The sequence below is a fragment of the Aureimonas sp. OT7 genome (assembly GCF_014844055.1).
GTDB classification, from domain to species: Bacteria; Pseudomonadota; Alphaproteobacteria; order Rhizobiales; family Rhizobiaceae; genus Aureimonas; species Aureimonas altamirensis_A.
Genome location: NZ_CP062167.1, coordinates 3541456 through 3560403 on the forward strand (window position 1 = coordinate 3541456; position 18948 = coordinate 3560403).

17 protein-coding genes are annotated in these 18948 nt (G+C 63.8%); 5 read left to right on the forward strand and 12 right to left on the reverse strand.

All coding sequences use genetic code 11. The annotated features are described in order from the left end of the window. From IGS74_RS16935 to IGS74_RS16990, 12 genes are all read right to left on the reverse strand, one after another. Nucleotides 1-3042: an efflux RND transporter permease subunit gene (locus IGS74_RS16935; protein WP_192387652.1), complete on the reverse strand. Its 3042-nt coding sequence runs from the start codon at nucleotides 3040-3042 to the stop codon at nucleotides 1-3. Beyond that, nucleotides 3039-4148 carry an efflux RND transporter periplasmic adaptor subunit gene (locus tag IGS74_RS16940; protein WP_246722641.1) on the reverse strand — a complete coding sequence of 370 codons (1110 nt, stop codon included), beginning with the start codon at nucleotides 4146-4148 and terminating at the stop codon, nucleotides 3039-3041. Before IGS74_RS16940 ends, IGS74_RS16935 begins: the two co-directional genes overlap by 4 nt. 55 nt (nucleotides 4149-4203) lie before the next feature. Beyond that, a complete protein-coding gene (locus IGS74_RS16945) occupies nucleotides 4204-4701 on the reverse strand; it encodes a YqhA family protein (protein ID WP_206688184.1) in 498 nt (165 codons plus the stop codon). A 52-nt stretch (nucleotides 4702-4753) separates the two neighbouring features. Next, nucleotides 4754-6199 carry a GntP family permease gene (locus tag IGS74_RS16950; RefSeq protein WP_192387654.1) on the reverse strand — a complete coding sequence of 482 codons (1446 nt, stop codon included), beginning with the start codon at nucleotides 6197-6199 and terminating at the stop codon, nucleotides 4754-4756. Nucleotides 6200-6273: 74 nt separating this feature from the next. Continuing rightward, entirely contained in the window at nucleotides 6274-7320 is a 1047-nt protein-coding gene (locus IGS74_RS16955) for an urea transporter (protein WP_192387656.1), read from the reverse strand. Between the two features lie 129 nt (nucleotides 7321-7449). Next, nucleotides 7450-9153 (reverse strand): urease subunit alpha, encoded by a 1704-nt coding sequence (gene ureC / locus IGS74_RS16960; protein ID WP_192387659.1) that lies wholly within the window; start codon nucleotides 9151-9153, stop codon nucleotides 7450-7452. A 1-nt stretch (nucleotide 9154) separates the two neighbouring features. Continuing rightward, nucleotides 9155-9466: an urease subunit beta gene (locus IGS74_RS16965; RefSeq protein ID WP_192387661.1), complete on the reverse strand. Its 312-nt coding sequence runs from the start codon at nucleotides 9464-9466 to the stop codon at nucleotides 9155-9157. A gap of 9 nt (nucleotides 9467-9475) precedes the next feature. Next, nucleotides 9476-9778, reverse strand: coding sequence for an urease subunit gamma (locus IGS74_RS16970; protein WP_192387662.1), 303 nt, complete (start codon nucleotides 9776-9778; stop codon nucleotides 9476-9478). A gap of 28 nt (nucleotides 9779-9806) precedes the next feature. After that, complete coding sequence (locus tag IGS74_RS16975) at nucleotides 9807-10733, reverse strand: urease accessory protein UreD (RefSeq protein WP_246722649.1); 927 nt, start codon at nucleotides 10731-10733, stop codon at nucleotides 9807-9809. Nucleotides 10734-10960: 227 nt separating this feature from the next. Next, nucleotides 10961-11656, reverse strand: coding sequence for an urease accessory UreF family protein (locus tag IGS74_RS16980; RefSeq protein ID WP_192387663.1), 696 nt, complete (start codon nucleotides 11654-11656; stop codon nucleotides 10961-10963). 4 nt (nucleotides 11657-11660) lie between these two features. After that, nucleotides 11661-12311 (reverse strand): urease accessory protein UreG, encoded by a 651-nt coding sequence (gene ureG / locus IGS74_RS16985; protein WP_192387664.1) that lies wholly within the window; start codon nucleotides 12309-12311, stop codon nucleotides 11661-11663. Between the two features lie 63 nt (nucleotides 12312-12374). Continuing rightward, nucleotides 12375-12848, reverse strand: coding sequence for an urease accessory protein UreE (locus IGS74_RS16990; protein ID WP_246723160.1), 474 nt, complete (start codon nucleotides 12846-12848; stop codon nucleotides 12375-12377). Between the two features lie 217 nt (nucleotides 12849-13065). On the opposite strand from IGS74_RS16990, the gene IGS74_RS16995 reads away from it, so the two are divergent. The 5 genes from IGS74_RS16995 (at nucleotide 13066) to IGS74_RS17015 (ending at nucleotide 18945) form a co-directional block, all read left to right on the forward strand. Then, nucleotides 13066-14265 carry an MFS transporter gene (locus tag IGS74_RS16995; protein ID WP_192387666.1) on the forward strand — a complete coding sequence of 400 codons (1200 nt, stop codon included), beginning with the start codon at nucleotides 13066-13068 and terminating at the stop codon, nucleotides 14263-14265. Between the two features lie 114 nt (nucleotides 14266-14379). After that, nucleotides 14380-15159, forward strand: a complete 780-nt coding sequence (locus IGS74_RS17000; RefSeq protein ID WP_192387667.1) for a DeoR/GlpR family DNA-binding transcription regulator — start codon at nucleotides 14380-14382, stop codon at nucleotides 15157-15159. A gap of 86 nt (nucleotides 15160-15245) precedes the next feature. Beyond that, nucleotides 15246-16733 (forward strand): glycerol-3-phosphate dehydrogenase, encoded by a 1488-nt coding sequence (glpD, locus tag IGS74_RS17005; protein ID WP_246722652.1) that lies wholly within the window; start codon nucleotides 15246-15248, stop codon nucleotides 16731-16733. A 31-nt stretch (nucleotides 16734-16764) separates the two neighbouring features. Beyond that, nucleotides 16765-17850, forward strand: coding sequence for an ABC transporter ATP-binding protein (locus IGS74_RS17010; RefSeq protein ID WP_192387669.1), 1086 nt, complete (start codon nucleotides 16765-16767; stop codon nucleotides 17848-17850). Between the two features lie 12 nt (nucleotides 17851-17862). Further along, nucleotides 17863-18945 carry an ABC transporter ATP-binding protein gene (locus tag IGS74_RS17015; protein WP_192387671.1) on the forward strand — a complete coding sequence of 361 codons (1083 nt, stop codon included), beginning with the start codon at nucleotides 17863-17865 and terminating at the stop codon, nucleotides 18943-18945. Nucleotides 18946-18948 lie beyond the last annotated feature (3 nt).

The following is an 18948-nucleotide window of genomic DNA, read 5'->3' on the forward strand; positions in this document are numbered from 1 at the left end:
CTAATGCGCGCGCTCGCGCCAGCCGAACCAGATCGCGTATAGCGTTGGCAGCACGATCAGCGTCAGTAGCGTCGCAACCAGCAGCCCGCCCATGATCGCAAAGGCCATCGGCCCCCAGAACACCGTCGGCGCAATCGGGATCATGCCGAGCACCGTCGACACGGTGGTCAACATGATCGGCCTGAATCGCGCGCTGCTGGCATCCATGACCGCTTCGGCTACGGCCTTGCCCGACCGTCTTTCGGTGTCGATCTGGCCGATGAGGATCACCGCGTTCTTGATGATCATTCCCATCAGCGCCAGGATGCCGAGAATGGCGACGAAGCCGAGCGGCTTGCCGGATAGCATCAAGGCGCCGACCACACCGATCAAGCCAAGCGGTGCGACGCTGAGCACCAGCGCAAGCCGCTGGAAGCTCTTCAATTGGAAGATCAGCACGGTGAACATGATGAGCAGCATCACCGGCACCACCGCGACGACCGATTCCTGCGACCTGGCGCTTTCCTCCACGGTGCCGCCCAGGTCGATATGGTAGGAGCGCGGCAAGGTGGCGGCCAGAGCCTCGACCTGTGGCGTCAACGCCGAAACCACGGTTTCGGGCAGCACGCCCGGCGTCACGTCGGCCTGGATGGTCAGGGTGGGTACGCGGTCCCGCCGCCAGACAAGCGGATAGGACTGCTCATATTCGAAACTGGCGACCTGGCCCAGCGGCACCGTGCGCCCGCCGGGCAGCGGCAACGCCAGCATACGCAGCGAGGCTAGCGATACGCGCTGCTCGTCCGTGGCGCGGGCAACCACATCGACGAGGTAAATATCGTCGCGCACCTGCGTCAGCGGCATGCCGGTGATGACCGTGTCGAGCACCGAGGAGATCGCCTGCGAGCTCAGGCCGAGACGCCGCGCCTCGTTCTGGTCGACACGAATGCGCACCTCCCGGGTCGGCTCGATCCAGTCGAAATTGACCATCTTGGTGTCGCTGTTGGCCGCCACGATCTCGGCCACATCGAAAGAGATGTCGCGCACCGTTTCGATATCCGGTCCGCTGACGCGGTACTGGACCGGCCAGCCGACGGGCGGCCCCAGCTCGAGCGGGTAGACGCGGGCGACAAGGCTGGGAAACTCTTCGGCCAGAAGTGCCTCGAGCCGGACCTGCAGGCGCTCGCGCGCAGCCACATCCTTGGCCACCACCACCGCCTGGGCAAAGAAATCATTGGGAAGCTGCGCGTTGAGCGGCAGATAGAAGCGGATCGCACCGCGCCCCACATAGCTGCTCCACCGTTCCACGTCCGGATCGCCCCTGAGGGCATCGTCGAAGCGCCTTGCGACGCTTTCGCTGGCATGGATGGAGGCGCTTTGCGGCAGGCGAAGGTCGACGAGCAGTTCGGGCCGGTCGGAAGAGGGAAAGAACTGGCGCGGCACCAGCGGCAGCAGCAGCACCGCCCCGAAGAACATCGCCAGCGTCACGGCAATGGTCACCCATTTGAACCGTATGGCCTTCGACAGGAAGCCGCGATAGGCGCCGATCACCCTGCCCGGTTGCGATGTCCCGGTCCGCTTTGGCGCCTTTAGTATGAAAACGCCGAGCAGCGGTGCGAAAACCACCGCCACGAACCATGAGACGACCAGCGATATGCTCACCACGGCAAACAGCGAATAGGTGTATTCGCCCGCCGAACTCGCGGCAAAGCCGATGGGGACGAAACCGGCGATGGTGACCAGCGTTCCGGCCAGCATCGCGAAGGCATAGGTGCGGAAGGCGAAGGTGGCGGCAGTGTGCTTGTCGTCGCCGGCTGCAAGCCGGTTCAGCATCGCATCGGTCGTCGTCATCGCGTCGTCGACCAGGAGGGCAAGAGCGATTATGAGCGCTCCCAGCGACACGCGCTGCATGTCGATACCGGCAATGTCCATCACGGAAAAGACGATGGCCAGCGTCAGCGGTATGGACAGCGCCACCACCAGCCCCGGCCGCAGCCCCAGCGCGATGAAGCTGACGACCAGGATGATGGCGATCGCCTGGAACAGCGATGTCATGAAATCGGCGATCGCCAGTTCCACCGTCACCGCCTGGTCGGCCACCAGATGGGCCTCGATGCCGACGGGCAGTTCGGCGGTGATCTCGGCCATGCTGTCGGTGACGTTCTGCCCGAGCGCCAGTATGTCGCCGCCATCGCGCATGGCGATGGCCAGCCCGATCGCCTCGGTCCCGTTAACCCGGAACAAGGGTTGCGGCGGGTCGCTCTCGTCACGCCGCACCACGGCGATATCGCTGAGGCGCAGCAGCCTGTTGCCGACGAAGAAGTCGACATTCCTGATATCGTCCTCGGTCTCGAACGAGCCGGAAACCTGCAATGCGAGGTTTTCATCGCCGGTGCGTATGGTGCCGGATGGGCGCACCACGTTCTGCGCCTGCAGCGCCGCGATCAGCGCCGTGCGGTCGACGCCCAGATTCGCCAGTTGCTCCATCGAGAATTCGATGAAGATCTGCTCGTCCTGCGCGCCGATGATGTCGATCTTGGAGACGTCCGCCACATGCAGGAGCCTGGATCTTGCATCTTCGACAAAGTCCCGAAGCTCGCGGGACGAGAAGCCATCGGCGGTAAAGCCGTAGATGATGCCGAACGTGTCGCCGAACTCGTCGTCGAAGCCCGGCCCGACGATACCCACGGGCAGCGTGTGGCGCATGTCGCCGACGCTCTTGCGCACATGGTACCAGGTGTCGTTCACCTCTGCGGGCGTCGCCTTGCCCTGCAGGTTGACGAAGATGGTCGTCAGCCCGGCGCTTGTGTAGCTGCGCAGGAAATCCAGCTGGGGCGTTTCCTGCAGCGTGCGCTCCAGCCGCTCGGTGACCTGGGACAGCGTTTCCTGCACGCTGGCGCCCGGCCACGCCGCCTGCACCACCATGGTCTTGATGACGAAGCTCGGGTCCTCGTTGCGGCCCAGCGTATTGTAGGACGCCAAACCGATGACCACCGCGATCATCATCAGATAGACGACGATCGAACGGTTCCGGAGCGCCCAGTCCGAAAGGTTGAATCCCCTCATTGCTGCGAACCGAGCAGCCGGACGACCTGCCCGGGGTGCAGCGCCTGCACGCCGGCCGTGACGACGATCTCACCGAGGTCGAGCCCCTGCGCCACCGTCACGAATGCCGGGTCGAAACCAGCGATCTCGACATTGCGGAGCGCTACCGCGTTGCTGGCCGGATCGACCACCCAGACGGCGGGGGCGTTGTCGACGCGCGTCAGCGCGGATGCCGGCAGGCTGATCGCCGAGGCGCTCTCCGCGGTGACGCTGCCGGTCACGCTGGCGCCCAGCCGCATCGCCGCGGGCGGGTCTATCAGGCCGACGCGCACGGCAAAGGTACGCGTGACGGGATCGGCCTGTGGCGCAACCTCGCGGACACGGCCCAGTGCCGAAACCGCATTGTCGTCCGTCAGGCTGACGGTGACTTCTGGGTCCGCGGGCAGGTTGCGCAGCAGCTGCGCGGGAACGTCGAACACCGCGTCCTGCCCGTTCTGCCGGGCGATCTGCAGGATCATCCGGCCGGCCTGCACCACTTCGCCCGGCTCGGCGCCGCGCGCCGTGACGACCCCGGCCGTGTCCGCCTTCAGCTCGGTGAAGGCAACCTGATCATGAGCAATTTTCAGCCGCGCCGTCGCGTCGTCCACCTGCGAGGTCGCCGTCTGCAGGGCCTGTTGCGCCTGGTCGTGAAGGGCGCGCGTGGTGAACCCCCTGTCCAGCAGTTGCCGCTGGCGCTCGAAGGCGTTGCGCGCCGTGCGGAGTTGCCCCTCGGCCGCCGCCAGCGCCGCCTGGGCCGAACTGAGCGCGTTCAATTCGTTCTGCGGGTCAAGCCGCGCAACCACCTGCCCCGGCGTCACCGCGTCGCCCACATTGACGGAACGCTCGACCATGCGGCCGGCAATACGAAAGGCCAATGCCGCCTCGTTGCGGGCCTCGACCCGGCCCGACAGCACGATCGGGTCCATGCTCCGGCTCATTGCAACCTGCACGGTCCGGACCGGACGGGGCGCCGCGGCCTGCGGCTCTTCGTCGCCACTGCACCCCGTCAACAGCAGCGTGGCCAGCACCACAGGCAGAACATGCGATAGGTTCAACCGGTCGCAAGAGTGTTCCTTGTAGGCGTTCACCGCTCTTCCCCCTCTTTGCGAGCATCAACCTGGCTGGGACGTGACAGCCATGCAGTCATTGTTTGTTACGGTTGATGGACAGATAAAAAACCAGCGGCACGAGCACGAGCCCGATCGCCGCACCAAGGTGCAGTATGTCTCTGTTGCCGTCCCATGCGACGGCCTCCTTGAGAAACAGAACCGACAGTACAGCGATGACAACACTGACGAGATGATCCTTGAGATCATCGAGGTTACTGATGATCAACCACTTCGGCAGGGGGGCCTTATCATCGACAAACAAGCTGTAGAGCCCAATGGAGATGATATAGACGGCGATGGAGATCAGAAAGACATCGACTGCCTCGATCACCTGGATCGCCAGCAGTTTCGTGTCACCGGAATGCCCCCCAAGGAACTCCGACATCCGGAATGCCGTCATGATGATGCTGACGCTCTGATGAAGCATCAGGAACAGAGAGCAGCCAAGCGTTATGATAACCGGAATGATCAACATGTAACGACTTGCCGCGAAGACTTTCCGGATCAATGAGCGCCCCTCCTGAAACTCCATGAGCCATGTCGCTGACGTAGACGAGGCCATCCACGGCCCCGTCGCGCCATGGTCAGAATGACCCGACATATGTCCCAAGAAGAAGAACCACGATCAACGAGATCACGACGCCGACGATGACGGTCATGACCATGTCCTTGTAACTTTCGGCGTGCGTCAGCCTGCTGATCTGCAGCAGCATCAGCACGGTGCCGTTATGCGGAAGGGCATCCAGTGTTCCCGCGCTGATCACCGTTATTCGGTGCATCAGGGCCGGGTCGATACCGTATGTCGCAGCCAGCTCCAGGAAGTGGTCGCCCAGTGCGGCCAGCGCGATGGCCGAGCCGCCAGAGGCCGTACCCGTAAGGGCGGCAAGCGTGTTCATGGCGACCGTCAGTGAAATCAACGGGCCACCCGGGATCGACAGAACCGCATCCCGAACGGCAGTGAAGGCCGGCAGGGCGGCGACGACGGCCCCGAAGCCGACGAGGCTGGCGATGGTCAGCATCGGCAGTGCAGCGGAATTGGCGCCCGCGTCGAGACTTTCCCGAATATTAGGCAGTCGACGGAAGTTCAGGATGATGACGGTCAGGTTGGCGGCCGCCAGGGCCACGATGACCGCCCATACACCACCGACGGCTGCGAAGCTGGTGGCGCCCCATTGCGGTTCGGCTAGAAAGGCGAAGTCCAGGCGGGGAAGCACCACCAAAGCCATCAGGAAATTCACGATGATGACAACGGCGAGCGGCATGGCCGCAGCGATGAAGGGTGGCTCCGCATCCGCCCTTTTCCCGTGCTCCAGCTCTGCCGGATCGAATTCGCCGGAGGCGCTTGCCCGCTCGCGCAGCTTTTCGTCGATCGGTGCCGGTGTTTCGACAACGACGCCGAAGCCTTCGCCCGCACGGCGTGCCGCGGCTTCCGCGCGTGCCAGCCACCACAGGCCGAAGGCCAATGTAATCAACGAAGCGATGATGCCGATACCGGGCGCGGCGAAGGTCGTGGTGCCGAAATAGGGCATGGGGATCGCGTTGTTGACCGAGGGCGTTCCGGGCAGAGCCGTCATGGTGAAGGTGAAAGCACCCAGCCCGATGGTGGCCGGCATAAGCCGGCGCGGAATATCGGCCGCCTCGAACATGCGCTGCGCCATCGGCACGAGAACGAAGAACGCAACGAAAACGCTGACGCCGCCATAGGTTACGACGGCCGATGCCAGAACCACCGACAGGATCGTTCTTTTCGTTCCCAGGCGGCGGGTCAGGAAATTGGCGATGGATGCAATCGAACCGCTGTCGTCCATGAGCTTCCCGAACAGGCCGCCCAGCAGGAAGATCGGAAACCATTGCGCCACGAAGCGCGCAACTCCCGGCATGAAGGTTTGTGTCCAATGCGGAAGGGCCGGCTCGCCGGCCAGCAAGGCCGCCGTCAGGCCAGCCGCCGGGGCCACCAGAAGGACGCTCCACCCGCGATATGCGAACCATATCAACAACGCCAGGGCGACAAGGATACCGATCAATCCCACGGTTGAAACTCCACTTCCAAATCATGCAATCGACGCCGGACGGCCGGCGCGATCCAGATCATCCACCGGGTGCGTCAGCCACGTTCAGGGCCAGAAGCACCGAGACGATAGCGCTGCGTGTTGGCCTCCGGCGTTATCGCATCTGCCGGCGCAACCGGCCGAAGGGCGCCGAAGCCATGCGCCCCGATGAGCATGAGCCAGGTGACGAGAACGAAAGCCGAGGTCAGCACAGGCATTCCAATCGGTTCGAGGAAGATCGCGACGGACGCCCAAAGCCAGGTCGTCAGCACGATCCCGAAGAGTGTGTACAGAAAGCTTTGCCAGGTCAGCACAAGAAAGAAGCCGCCGAGGGCAATGGCCGTCAGGGCGGCATTGTAGCCGAACAGGCCGTCGCGGATCGCCCCTTCCGGCCCCCCGAACACCACGGCCACCAATGCGGCGAAGGCAGCGCCCAGAAGGGCCATTGCCGCACTGATGCGGGAATTGACGGCAATTCCTGCCAGGATCAGATAACCCGCTATCCAGTTGTCCTGGAAGAATATCTGACCGATCGCATTGCCTATTCCCATGTACCAGGTCGGCAGGACGTAGACGGCCGTGGCGACATAATCGTCTGGCGAAACCGGCTTCGATAAGGGCCCCGCCTCGATATTGGAGAATTTGAGGACGGCGAACAGGAAGAGCCAGCCCACAAGAACGAAGGGCATCGTCAGCGCGGCCACCTTGTAGGGTTGCAGGATGGAGCCGATGGCCGAAAACACGACACTGGTCATGGCCGCCGCGAAGATGATGTAGACCAGCATATGAGCCGACGGAATTGCACCGGTGCGAAAGTCCGCGCTCGTGAAGGCAACGAGAGACAGGCCGACAAGAGCGCCGTTGAAGCCGTAAAGGCCGTTTTCGATCAGCCCGTCGTCTGCCTTGAGCACTCTCGCGGTCGCGGTGGCGACGACCGCGCCGAGAAGGCAGATCACGCCGTAGATCCAGGAATTGAAGAAAAGGGCGGCCAGGATGATGAGCCCGGACACTGGGTTGTTCTGGAAGACGACCTGGCCGATCCCGCGGAGGACATGGTCGCCGAAAGCGGCAACCGGATTACCCGGAACCCATCGCGTTTGCATCCGGCAACTCCTCCACCACCACGCTCGGGATGAGTCGGCATCGCGACGCACGCTCGCCATGCCGACTCGATCTGGCTCGTTCTGCCGCGTTGTCCAACGCCGAAACGATTCCGCTTCGGCTGGAGATGCTCAGAACAGAAAGTAACGCTGCGTCATCGGCAGTGAGCTTGCCGGTTCACAGGTAATCAATTCTCCGTCGATCCGCACCTGATAGTTCTGCGGGTCGACTTCGATGTTGGGTGTCAACGTATTATGGATCATATCCTTCTTGCGGATACCGCGCGTGCCTTTGACGGCGACGAGTTGCTTGCTCAAGTGCAGCTTCTCGCCGATATCGTCGTCCAGTGCAGCCTGCGAGACGAACGTCACGCCGGTCTTGCCCCGCGCCCGCCCCAGAACACCGTACATCGGCCGATAGTGGACCGGCTGGGGCGTCGAGATCGACGCGTTCGGGTCTCCCATCGGGGCCGTCGCGATCATGCCTCCCAACAGGACAAGCGATGGCTTCACACCGAAGAAAGCCGATTTCCAGAGGACGAGATCGGCGCGCTTGCCGACTTCCACGGAGCCGATCTCATGGGCGAAGCCATGGGTGATGGCCGGGTTGATCGTGTATTTGGCGACATAGCGCTTGCAGCGGAAATTGTCGTTCCGCTCGCTGTCCTCGGGCAAGGGGCCGCGCTGGACCTTCATCTTGTGCGCGGTCTGCCAGCACCGGAGGGTCGTCTCGCCGATCCGCCCCATGGCCTGCGAATCCGACGACATCATCGAGAACGCGCCCAGATCGTGGAGGATATCTTCGGCGGCGATCGTTTCCTTGCGGATGCGGGATTCTGCGAAAGCCACGTCTTCCGGTATCTGCGGGCTGAGGTGATGGCACACCATCAGCATGTCCAGATGTTCATCGATCGTGTTGACCGTGTAGGGCCGCGTCGGGTTGGTGGACGAGGGCAGGATGTTCTCCTGCCCGGCAGCCGTGATGATATCGGGTGCGTGGCCGCCGCCCGCCCCCTCGGTGTGGAACGAGTGGATGGCGCGGCCCTTCATGGCCGCGAAGGTGTCGGCAACGAAGCCGCTCTCGTTCAGCGTATCCGAATGCAGCGCCACCTGGACATCCATCTCGTCGGCGACGGCAAGGCAGTTGTCGATCGCCGCCGGAGTCGTGCCCCAGTCTTCGTGAAGCTTCAGGCCGATGGCGCCGGCACGAATCTGCTCGCGGAGCGGCTCGGGCAGGCTGGCATTGCCCTTGCCCAGCAGGCCGACATTGATCGGCAGCTCCTCGGTGGCCTCCAGCATGCGGTGAATGTACCATGGCCCCGGCGTGACCGTGGTCGCGAGCGTACCGACGGAAGGCCCCGTACCGCCACCGACAAGCGTTGTCGTGCCACTGGTCAGAGCTTCTTCGGCCTGCTGCGGCGCGATGAAATGGATATGGGTATCGATGCCGCCAGCGGTGAGGATCTTTCCCTCACCGGCGATGACATCGGTTCCCGGGCCGATGACGATATCGACGCCGGGCTGGATATCGGGATTGCCAGCCTTTCCGATTGCCGCGATACGTCCATCCTTGATACCGACGTCCGCCTTGATGATGCCCCAGTGGTCGAGGATGACGACATTGGTGATGACGAGATCGACGACATCGGCGGCGTTGCGCTGGCTTTGCCCCATGCCGTCGCGGATGACCTTGCCGCCACCGAAGGTGACTTCGTCACCATAAACCGTCCTGTCTTCCTCGATCTCGATCGTCAATTCGGTATCTGCCAGGCGGATACGGTCGCCCTTGGTCGGGCCGTAGAGCGAAGCGTAAGTCTCGCGGGAAATGCTCGGCATCTCAGACCTCCAGTTTTCCCATGACCTTTGCATTGAAACCGTAGACCGTCCGGTCGCCGGCCAGCGCCACCAGTTCGACGGTGCGCGATTGCCCCGGCTCGAACCGGACGGCCGTGCCGGCCGGAATGGCGAGACGGTAGCCCCGTGCCATGTCCCGGTCGAAATGAAGGGCGGCGTTGGTTTCGAAGAAATGGTAGTGCGATCCGACCTGTATCGGCCTGTCGCCCGAATTGGCCACCTCCATGGACCGCGTCTCACGACCGGCATTCAGTTCGATCGTGCCATCCTCGATGAAAAACTCGCCTGGGATCATACCGGAACCTCACGGAATAGGGCTGTGGACTGTGACCAGCTTGGTCCCGTCCGGGAATGTGGCCTCGACCTGAATGTCGTAGATCATCTCCGGAACCCCATCCATGACATCGTCACGGGTCAGCAGGGTAGCGCCGTAGGACATGAGATCTGCAACGGACCGGCCATCGCGCGCGCCTTCGAGAATTGCCGCTGAGATGAAGGCGATCGCTTCCGGATAATTCAACTTGAGCCCCCGCTCCTTTCTGCGTTCGGCAAGCAAGGCAGCGGTGAAAAGTAGAAGTTTGTCCTTTTCTCGGGGTAGAAGCTCCATCGGTCACCTCTTTGCTTTCATGTTCCGGTCACGTTGCCCAGATACGGGGAGCACACGCCGCTTTGTTCTGCATCAGCATTCGCAATGCATCCCATGCCCTGACGAATAATCGCTTGCCATCGGCAACGCGTGGCCCGAGATAACGGCACACCACGACCTCTTCCATCTGGCTGACGGAGAATATGCCTTCGCCGGTGCTGCCGACCGCCTCCCGCACCTTGTCCGCGGCATCGTCTGCAATGGCGCCGGCGTAGATCATGGTCCCCCAGGTCGGCTGCCCTGCAAGAACGAAAGGCGCGGGAATCAGGGGCGAGCCGCCCGCAAGGTCGATCCGCTCGATCCATATGGGGCGGCCGTCCCGCCGGATCTCGGTGCGTTGGATCAGTCTGCCGGTCTCGAAGCGCTCATTGGCCGCCGGGCGGCCAAGGCAAATGAAATCCCAGCCGACGTAAGTGCCGTCCGATGACAGCGACACATCGTTGCGCAGACGGGCTTCGGCCCCGTCGAAAATAATGGATTCCTGGGGCAGGTATTCGCATGTCGCGCCCGCGCCGACATGGATGCGGACGGACTGGGTACTGGCATGCGGTTCGCTTCGGTAGAATTTCGTCGCCCCCGGCGTCGTCAGAACCGCCCGCGCCTCGGCATCCAGATGGAAATCCATATCTAGCCGATCCCCCCCGGCAAGCCCCGCCGGCGGATGCAGGATATAGACATGGCACGTTCCATCCTTCTCGGGATGGAAAGGCTGCTGCACGACAAGGGGACCAACGTGCCGGCGACGCATCAGGCGGGTCTTGCCCGCATTGCGCGCGAACCACAATTCCAGTTCCGCACGCCAGTGACTTGGCTCCGCCAAGTAACTTACACGATGATTCGCATTGTGACCAAGATTTACAACCGCACTCATAGCACGCCACCCCAGCCACGGCAGACGATTGCCGCTGCGGTTCATCACGATAATGATCGTAGACTAATAAAATCTCCTTTTGTCAATTGGTGCGTGCAATTTTGACGCAGGATGAACATATTTCAACAATCTTTATACGTAATTTCACACAGCATCACGCCCCTCGCAGATGCAAGGTTGAATATATATCAGTCCAGATCGGGAGACGATCATCCCCCAGGTGTGACTAAACCGTACAAATATCCAAATTATGCCAATCGATAACCTTTCGTTCAGGATTGAAAAAGGCGACTATACTGGGTCTCGTGCCAGGCGCTGGCCATGGCCAATGCGGGGGCCATGTTGCCGATGTCGTCATCCGCCATCGAAGCGGCACGCGCCGCTGCCCGCTCGATCGGCTCCACCGCGTGTATCAGGATGCGCTGCCCGGCCGTATGTCCAAGCGGCACCAGCCTGATCGCGGCCGTTACCTGCCCTTCCACGAAGATCCACATCAACCCTTGCAGCGCCACCATCGGCGCGATCCGCCAGTGATGAACGGCCAGGGCGAAAACTGCGGCAAAGGTGAGTTGCCTGTTATGGCCGCGGCGCGCGCCCGGCACATCGAGGTCGGTCAGCAAGCGCAGCAGCGCCTGGCCCAGCCGCCTGTCCTCGAGCTGGAACTCGCGGCTTTCGCGGCTGGCGGCCAGCCATGCATCGGCCGCCAGGAAGCGTTCCTCGTCGCCCTGGGCCAGCGCCGATGCCAGACGCCAGAACAGCGCGCCATCCAGCTGCGCGAAACTCGACTGCAAAACCCCGATGATCCACTCCCGCGCGGAAGCCTCGTCGCAGACCCAGCCCGCCAGAATGGCCGGCTCCAGACCCCTGGAATAGGAGAACCCGCCGATCGGCAGGGTCTGGCTGACGAGGCGCAGCAAATGCAGATGCGCCGTCTCGCCCCCGCCGAAGGATGCCGAAGCTGGATCCATCGTCCTATGGCCTTCCCACGCCGGCCGCCTTGTCGTGCCCCACGGCAAGACCACCGTGCTCCACGATGAACTCGATGACCCGGTCGAGCCCCTTGCCACGCGACAGATCGGTGAAGCCGAAGGGCCGGGCTCCGCGCATACGGTTCGCATCCCGTTCCATCACGTCCAGGTCGACATCGACATACTGGGCCAGATCCGACTTGTTGATGACGAGGAAGTCTGAGCGGGTAATTCCCGGTCCTCCCTTGCGGGGGATTTCCTCCCCCTGACATACGGAAATGACATAGAGGGTCAGATCGGCCAGATCGGGCGAGAACGTGGCGGCAAGGTTGTCGCCGCCGGACTCGATGAAGACGATATCGAGATCGGGGATCCTGCGGGTAAGCTCGGCGATGGCCTGGAGGTTGATCGAGGCATCCTCGCGTATCGCCGTGTGCGGACACCCCCCCGTTTCGACACCCACGATCCGGTCTTCGGACAAAGCCTGGCGTCGCGCCAGTATCAGGGCGTCTTCCTTGGTATAGATATCGTTGGTTACGACGGCGACGGAAAAGTCTTCCCGCATCGCCTTGCAGAGTTTTTCCGTCAACGTCGTCTTGCCCGAACCGACCGGGCCACCAATGCCGACGCGGAGAGGCCCGTTGCTGGATGCCATGGTTCGTATCCTCCAAATTGGTAAACCGGTCTCAAGCGTTGATCCGTCGCGCCCTGTGGCGCCTCAATGCGCGCTGTGTCCCGGATGGGCGTGGCCATGCGCGTGGCCATGTCCATGGCCATGGCCGGAATAAGCGCCGCGCATGGGGTTGAACGGCATCACGACGTCATGGACATGGGCGCCGAGCCCCTCCAGCATTGCCTTGATGACATGGTCGCGCAGGATGAGGATCCGTTCCGCGTCGATCGCCGCCGCAAGATGACGGTTTCCGATGTGCCACACGAGTTCCATCATATGGATCGGATCGCGTCCGTGCACCTCGTAGAGGTCTTCGTCGGCTGCCGCGATCTCGACGAGGCCACCGTCCTCGATCACCAGCCGGTCGCCAGCGCCCAGGACAACCGTTGCTGGAAGATCCACCAGCACGGAGCGACCATCGTCCAACCGAATCGTGCGCCGCCGCAGATGACGCTCGTCATGCGGCAGAACCGCCCTGCCCACCACCGGTGTGTCGTCCGGAGCCTCGCCCACCGCCATCTTGACGGCTGTTGCCTTCAACATCCTGGCCCCATCATGGCAACGCGGTTGACAATGCCGGGTGCGGGCTGTGCCAAAACACCACACCAGGCCAATACAAACTACAACTGATGAGGTAAGTCCATGCCTTCGCTGTCGGGCCTGGCCCGACCGCCGGAAACCGGGCTGGCGAACGGTAGCCGCATAGGCGGCCCAGCCTTCCAGAAAAGGATGTCGGATGATCAGGGCTCAGCTGGGTGCGATAATCTCCGGGACAAGTCTCATACAGCTTGCCAACGGCTTCTTCACGACCGTCGTTTCCCTGAACATCGGGTCGGCGGACCTTGCACCTCTTCTCGATGGATTGATCGTCAGCTCTTATTTCCTGGGCTTTACCGTCGGCGCGGCGACAGCCGGCCGCCTTCTGTCGCGTACCGGCCACGTCCGGGCCTATGCTGCCTTCGCCGCGATCGTGATTGCGTCGACGGCCGGGATGGCGATGCAGTTCGATGCCATCACCTGGGCCATATTGCGCACCCTGATCGGCTATGGGTGCGCCGGGCTGTTCGTGACCGCCGAGAGTTGGCTGCATACCCGCGCGCCCGCTCAGGCCCGCGGGCGCGTGTTCGCGATCTACATGATCGGGACGTTTCTGGCGCTCGCGCTCGGCCAACTGCTCACGGGCCTGGTCAACCTGAACGGGCCGGTTCCGTTCAGCATCATCACCGCCCTGTTCGCGCTTGCGATCGTCGTCGTCAGCACGACCTATGCGGACCAGCCGGCGATGACCGTGGCCAAGAGCGTGCAGTATCGCGAAATTCTGGGCAAAGCGCCTCTTGCCGTCGTCGGATGCGTCCTGTCCGGCATGATCAGCGCCACCTTCTACGCGGTCTTCCCGGCGTGGATGCTGGTGACGGGTTTCTCGCAGGTCACGATCTCGATGTTCATGCTGGCCGCCGTTCTCGGCGGCCTCTCGTTTCAATATCCGGTCGGGCGCCTGTCCGATCGATTCGACCGGCGCAGTGTCCTTTCCGGCATCGGCATCGGCCTCGGCGTGATGGCGCTGGCCATCACCTTCGCACCGAGGACCTACCCGAGCATCCTGCCGATCGCCTTCGTGCTCGGCGGCGCAATGTCCACCATCTATCCCGTGGCCGTGTCCCACGCGCTCGACCAGCTGGCGCCAGACAAGATCGCGTCCGTCAGTTCACGGATGATCCTGCTCAGCGGGCTGGGGTCGATCACCGGCCCCATTGGTGCGTTCTGGGTCATGGAGCGGCTGGACATCGATGGGGTTGCCTACATGATCTCCATCCTGGCCACCCTGCTGGCGGTCAGCGGGGTTCTCATGATCCGGTTCGGCGCATCGCCGAAGGCAAAGTCGGAGCACCACCTCGGCGTCGTCGCCCCCCAGGCCATCAGCATCGATGAATCCTGACTTGCCCGATCGTCGGGGAATGGCCGTCTTCGCGGACGAGATACACTTTCGTTTTTGCTTCGTACCGATTTCGTTTTATGAAGCGATGACGACGCGAGCGAAGGAGGGAGGCCGATGCTTTCGGAACGGCAGAACGCCATCATGGAGCAGGCGCGCAGCGAGGGCCGCGTCCTGGTGGATACGCTGGCCGGCCGCTTCGCCGTCAGCGTGCAGACGATCCGGAAAGACCTGAACGAGCTTTGCGATGCGCGCCTTCTGTCGCGCATCCATGGCGGAGCGGTTCTCGGCTCGGGCGCAGAGAACCTCAATTACGATGCACGACGCGCCATCGCCGCCAGCGAAAAGGCGGCCATCGGCAGGGCCGCCGCGGACCTGATCCCCGACCGTTCTTCCCTGTTCATCAACATCGGCACCACCACCGAAGCAGCCGCCCGCGCGCTGCTGCATCATTCGGGCCTGATGGTCATCACCAACAACCTCAATGTCGCGCACGCGCTGCGGGCCAGCCCGGAAATCGAGGTCATCGTGGCCGGCGGGCTGATCCGCCGCTCGGACGGCGGCATCGTCGGCGAAGCAGCCGTCGACTTCATCCGGCAGTTCAAGGTGGACTTTGCCGTCATCGGCGCATCGGCCATCGACGAGGATGGCGCGCTGCTGGACTTCGACTATCGGGAAGTCCGCGTCGCGCAGGCCATCATCGCCAATGCGCGCCATGTCGTACTCGTCTCCGATTCGACCAAGTTCGAACGCACCGCGCCCGTGCGCCTTGCCCGCCTGGAGCAGATCGGAACTTTCGTCACCGACCGCTGTCCGAGCGAAAGGGTGCGGGCCCTGTGCGAGGCGGCCGGAGTCCGCCTGATCGAAACGAGCATTCAGGCCGATTCTGTCGCTTGACTTTCGTTTATCTTCGTTTCTAAATCACATCGCTTTCGAAATTGCCCGTCAGTGTTGCAATGCGAAAGCAGGGGTGGCGACGAAACATGCTGGATGTCTTCATCATCGGCGGCGGTATCAACGGCTGCGGCATCGCGCGGGACGCGTCCGGCCGTGGGTTCTCCGTCATGCTGGCGGAGCGCGGCGACCTCGGCTGCGGCACCTCGTCATGGAGCACGAAGCTCATCCATGGCGGGTTGCGCTATCTCGAACATTACGAGTTCCGGCTGGTCCGCGAAGCGCTCGCCGAGCGTGAGGTCATCTGGGGCATCGCCCCGCATATCGTGCGGCCCCTGCGCTTCATCCTGCCGTTGCACAAGGGGCTGCGGCCCGCCTGGCTGCTGCGCATCGGGCTTTTTCTCTACGATCACCTCGGTGGTCGAAAGCGGCTGAGGGCGACGACCGCCGTGGACCTGACCGGTCCAATGGGAGCCCCGCTCAAACCCGAGTTTCGCAAGGGCTTCGAATATTCCGACGCTCGCGTGGACGATACGCGCCTCGTCGTCCTGAATGCGCGGGACGCGGCGGCGCGCGGCGCCAGGATCGCCGTGCGTACCGAGGTCGTGACCGCGCGGCGCATTGCGGGCGGCTGGCAGATCAGGCTTCGCGATGTGCGCACGGGTGCCGAAAGCGATGTCGAGGCACGGTTTCTGGTCAATGCCGCCGGACCATGGGTGGACGGGGTGCTGGCGAATGTCGTCGGGCACGTCGCGCCCCATAACGTCCGCCTCGTCCAGGGCTCGCACATCGTGCTGCGCAAGCTGTACGAGCATGACCGGGCCTACATCTTCCAGAATGCCGATGGCCGTATCATCTTCGCCATTCCCTATCATTCCGGCACCACGCTCGTCGGAACAACGGACCGCGACTACGAAGGCGACCCGGCCAAGGCTGCCATCGCCGACGAAGAGATCGACTACCTGATCGCCGCCGCGAGCGAGTACTTTGAAAAGCCGCTGCGGCGCGACGACATCGTCTGGAGCTTCTCGGGCGTCCGCCCGCTGTTCGACGATCATGCCGGCAAGGCGCAGGAGGCGACGCGCGACTACGTCCTGAAGACGGAGGGCGGCGCCGGCGAAGCGCCGCTGCTCAACATCTTCGGCGGCAAGATCACCACCTACCGCAAGCTGGCGGAAGACGTTCTGGGGGAGGTCGAAAGCCGCCTCGGCGTCCGCAAACCCGCCTTTACCGGCACGCAGCAATTGCCCGGCGGCGATTTCCCCCTGGATGGCGTCGCCACGCTGGAAGCGCGTCTCGGCGAAATCGCGCCCGGCTTGGATTCGGCGACGCGGACGCGCATGGTGAGCGCCTACGGCACGGATGCCCTCGCCATCGCCGGCGATCTCGGGGCCGATCTCGGCCATGGCCTGCACGAGGGGGAAGTGCGGTGGATGGTGGAACGGGAATGGGCCATGAGCGCCGAGGACATCCTTTGGCGACGGTCCAAGCTGGGGCTCGTTTTCGCCCCCGATGAAACACAAGCCCTGGAGAACAGGGTCGAGGAAATCGCAAGGCCGCAACTGGCGGCAGAGTAACATCTGTCCGGTGCACGCACGGGAGGAAACGGTGCTGCAACTCATCGATGTGGAGAAGCGTGTCGGGGCCGAGACGCATATCGGCGGCGTATCCCTGTCGCTCGAGCATGGAACGCTGACCGTTCTTCTCGGCGCCACGCTGAGCGGCAAGACGAGCCTCATGCGCCTGATGGCCGGCCTCGACAAGCCCACCAGCGGGCGCATCCTGATGGATGGGGTCGATGTGACGGGAGTGTCCGTGCGCCGTCGCAACGTGGCCATGGTGTACCAGCAATTCATCAACTATCCGGCGATGACCGTGCGCGAGAACATCGGCTCTCCCCTGCGCGTCGCCGGGCGCAGCCCCGGCGAGATCGACGCCGCGGTGTCGCGTGCCGCGCGCCTGATGAAGCTGGAGCCCTATCTCGACAGGACGCCGCTGAACCTGTCCGGCGGACAGCAGCAACGCACCGCACTGGCCCGCGCCATCGTCAAGGGCGCGGATCTGGTGCTGCTGGACGAGCCGCTGGCCAATCTCGACTACAAGCTGCGCGAGGAGCTGCGGGAGGAGTTGCCCCGCATCTTCAGCGAGACGGGGGCGATCTTCGTCTACGCCACGACCGAGCCCACCGAGGCCCTGCTGCTGGGCGGGCGCACGGTGACCTTGCGCGAGGGCCGCGTCACGGCCATCGGCCCCACCAGCGAACTCTACAGGCAGCCGGCCGACCTGGAAACGGCGCGCATCATGTCGGACCCGCCCCTCAACGTCATAGAGCTGACGGTCTCCGGCGGCGTCCTGGTGGGGTCCGACGGCCTGACGCTGCCCGCCGGCGCGCTCGCCGGGCTTGGCGACGGCGCCTATGCACTCGGCATCAGGGCGCACCGGCTGCATCCGGGCGCGGCCACCGCGGCCGAGGGGAGGCTTGTTGCCCGGCTTTTGACGTCCGAGGTCACCGGCTCGCAGACCTTCGCCCACGCGGACGGCGCGGGCGCCCGCCTTGTCGCCGTGCTGCCGGGGGTGCGCCGCCTGCAGCCGGGTGAAACGATGGAGCTGGCCTTCGATGCGGCCGACATGATGCTGTTCACCGCCGATGGCCGCCGCATCGACCGGACGCGCGCCGCCAGCCGGGCGGCTTGAGGGAAAACGCCGATGGCCAGTATCCGCCTGGATCGCCTCCGCCACGCCTACACGCCGCAACTGGCGGCTGCCGGCACCTATGCGCTGCGGCAGATCGACCATACGTTCGACGATGGCGGTGCCTATGCGCTGCTGGGCCCGTCCGGCTGCGGCAAGACCACGCTGCTCAACATCATGTCGGGCCTGCTGACCCCCACCGAGGGGCGCATCCTTTTCGACGAGCGTGACGTGACCGACCTGTCGCCCGAGCGCCGCAACATCGCGCAGGTGTTCCAGTTCCCCGTGATCTACGACACGATGACCGTTGCGGAAAACCTCGCCTTCCCCTTGCGCAACCGCCGCGTGCCCGAGGCCGAGATCGGCCGTCGCGTGGCCGCCATGCTGGAGCGGCTCGGGCTTGCCGGCAAGGCAGGCCGCAAGGCGCGCGGCCTGACCGCCGACGAAAAGCAGAAGATATCGCTGGGGCGCGGGCTGGTCCGCTCGGACGTCGCCGCCATCCTGTTCGACGAACCGCTGACCGTCATCGACCCGCACATGAAATGGATCCTGCGTTCGCAATTGAAGGAACTGCACGGCCAGTTCGGCACGACGATGATCTACGTCACCCACGATCAGACGGAAGCCCTGACCTTCGCCGACAAGGTGGTGGTAATGTACGAGGGCGAAGTGGTGCAGATCGGTACGCCGGAGGAGCTGTTCGAGCGGCCGCGTCACACCTTCGTCGGCTATTTCATCGGCTCTCCCGGCATGAACGTTCTGTCCTGCCGCCTCGCCGATGGCGTCGCCTTCGTCGGCGGGCAGCGCCTGCCCTTGCCACCGGGCCTGACCGCATCGGCGGATGCCCGCACGCAGATCGGCGTCCGCCCGGAATTCGTCCGCGTCGTGCCCGCGGGCACGCACGGTGCGCTTCCGATCACCGTCGACAAGGTCGAGGATATCGGCTCCAGCCGCATCGTGCGATCGCGCCTGGGCAACGAGACGCTGGCGGCGGTGCTGACCGACGACACACCGGTTCCGGCCGACGCCGCGGTGCTTTTCGAGCCGCACGCCGTCAACCTGTATGCCGATTCCTGGCTTGTGGGCGGGAGGGCCTGACCG

Bases quoted from the DNA above. Each gene is read 5' to 3' on its own strand.
- IGS74_RS16935 (WP_192387652.1), bottom strand. From the start codon at position 3,042: ATGAGGGGATTCAACCTTTCGGACTGGGCGCTCCGGAACCGTTCGATC.
- ureG (WP_192387664.1), bottom strand. From the start codon at position 12,311: ATGGCATCCAGCAACGGGCCTCTCCGCGTCGGCATTGGTGGCCCGGTC.
- IGS74_RS16975 (WP_246722649.1), bottom strand. From the start codon at position 10,733: ATGAACCGCAGCGGCAATCGTCTGCCGTGGCTGGGGTGGCGTGCTATG.
- IGS74_RS16945 (WP_206688184.1), bottom strand. From the start codon at position 4,701: ATGGAGTTTCAGGAGGGGCGCTCATTGATCCGGAAAGTCTTCGCGGCA.
- IGS74_RS16955 (WP_192387656.1), bottom strand. From the start codon at position 7,320: ATGCAAACGCGATGGGTTCCGGGTAATCCGGTTGCCGCTTTCGGCGAC.
- IGS74_RS16995 (WP_192387666.1), top strand. From the start codon at position 13,066: ATGATCAGGGCTCAGCTGGGTGCGATAATCTCCGGGACAAGTCTCATA.
- IGS74_RS16970 (WP_192387662.1), bottom strand. From the start codon at position 9,778: ATGGAGCTTCTACCCCGAGAAAAGGACAAACTTCTACTTTTCACCGCT.
- IGS74_RS17015 (WP_192387671.1), top strand. From the start codon at position 17,863: ATGGCCAGTATCCGCCTGGATCGCCTCCGCCACGCCTACACGCCGCAA.
- glpD (WP_246722652.1), top strand. From the start codon at position 15,246: ATGCTGGATGTCTTCATCATCGGCGGCGGTATCAACGGCTGCGGCATC.
- IGS74_RS16990 (WP_246723160.1), bottom strand. From the start codon at position 12,848: ATGGCGGTGGGCGAGGCTCCGGACGACACACCGGTGGTGGGCAGGGCG.
- IGS74_RS16980 (WP_192387663.1), bottom strand. From the start codon at position 11,656: ATGGATCCAGCTTCGGCATCCTTCGGCGGGGGCGAGACGGCGCATCTG.
- ureC (WP_192387659.1), bottom strand. From the start codon at position 9,153: ATGCCGAGCATTTCCCGCGAGACTTACGCTTCGCTCTACGGCCCGACC.
- IGS74_RS17000 (WP_192387667.1), top strand. From the start codon at position 14,380: ATGCTTTCGGAACGGCAGAACGCCATCATGGAGCAGGCGCGCAGCGAG.
- IGS74_RS16965 (WP_192387661.1), bottom strand. From the start codon at position 9,466: ATGATCCCAGGCGAGTTTTTCATCGAGGATGGCACGATCGAACTGAAT.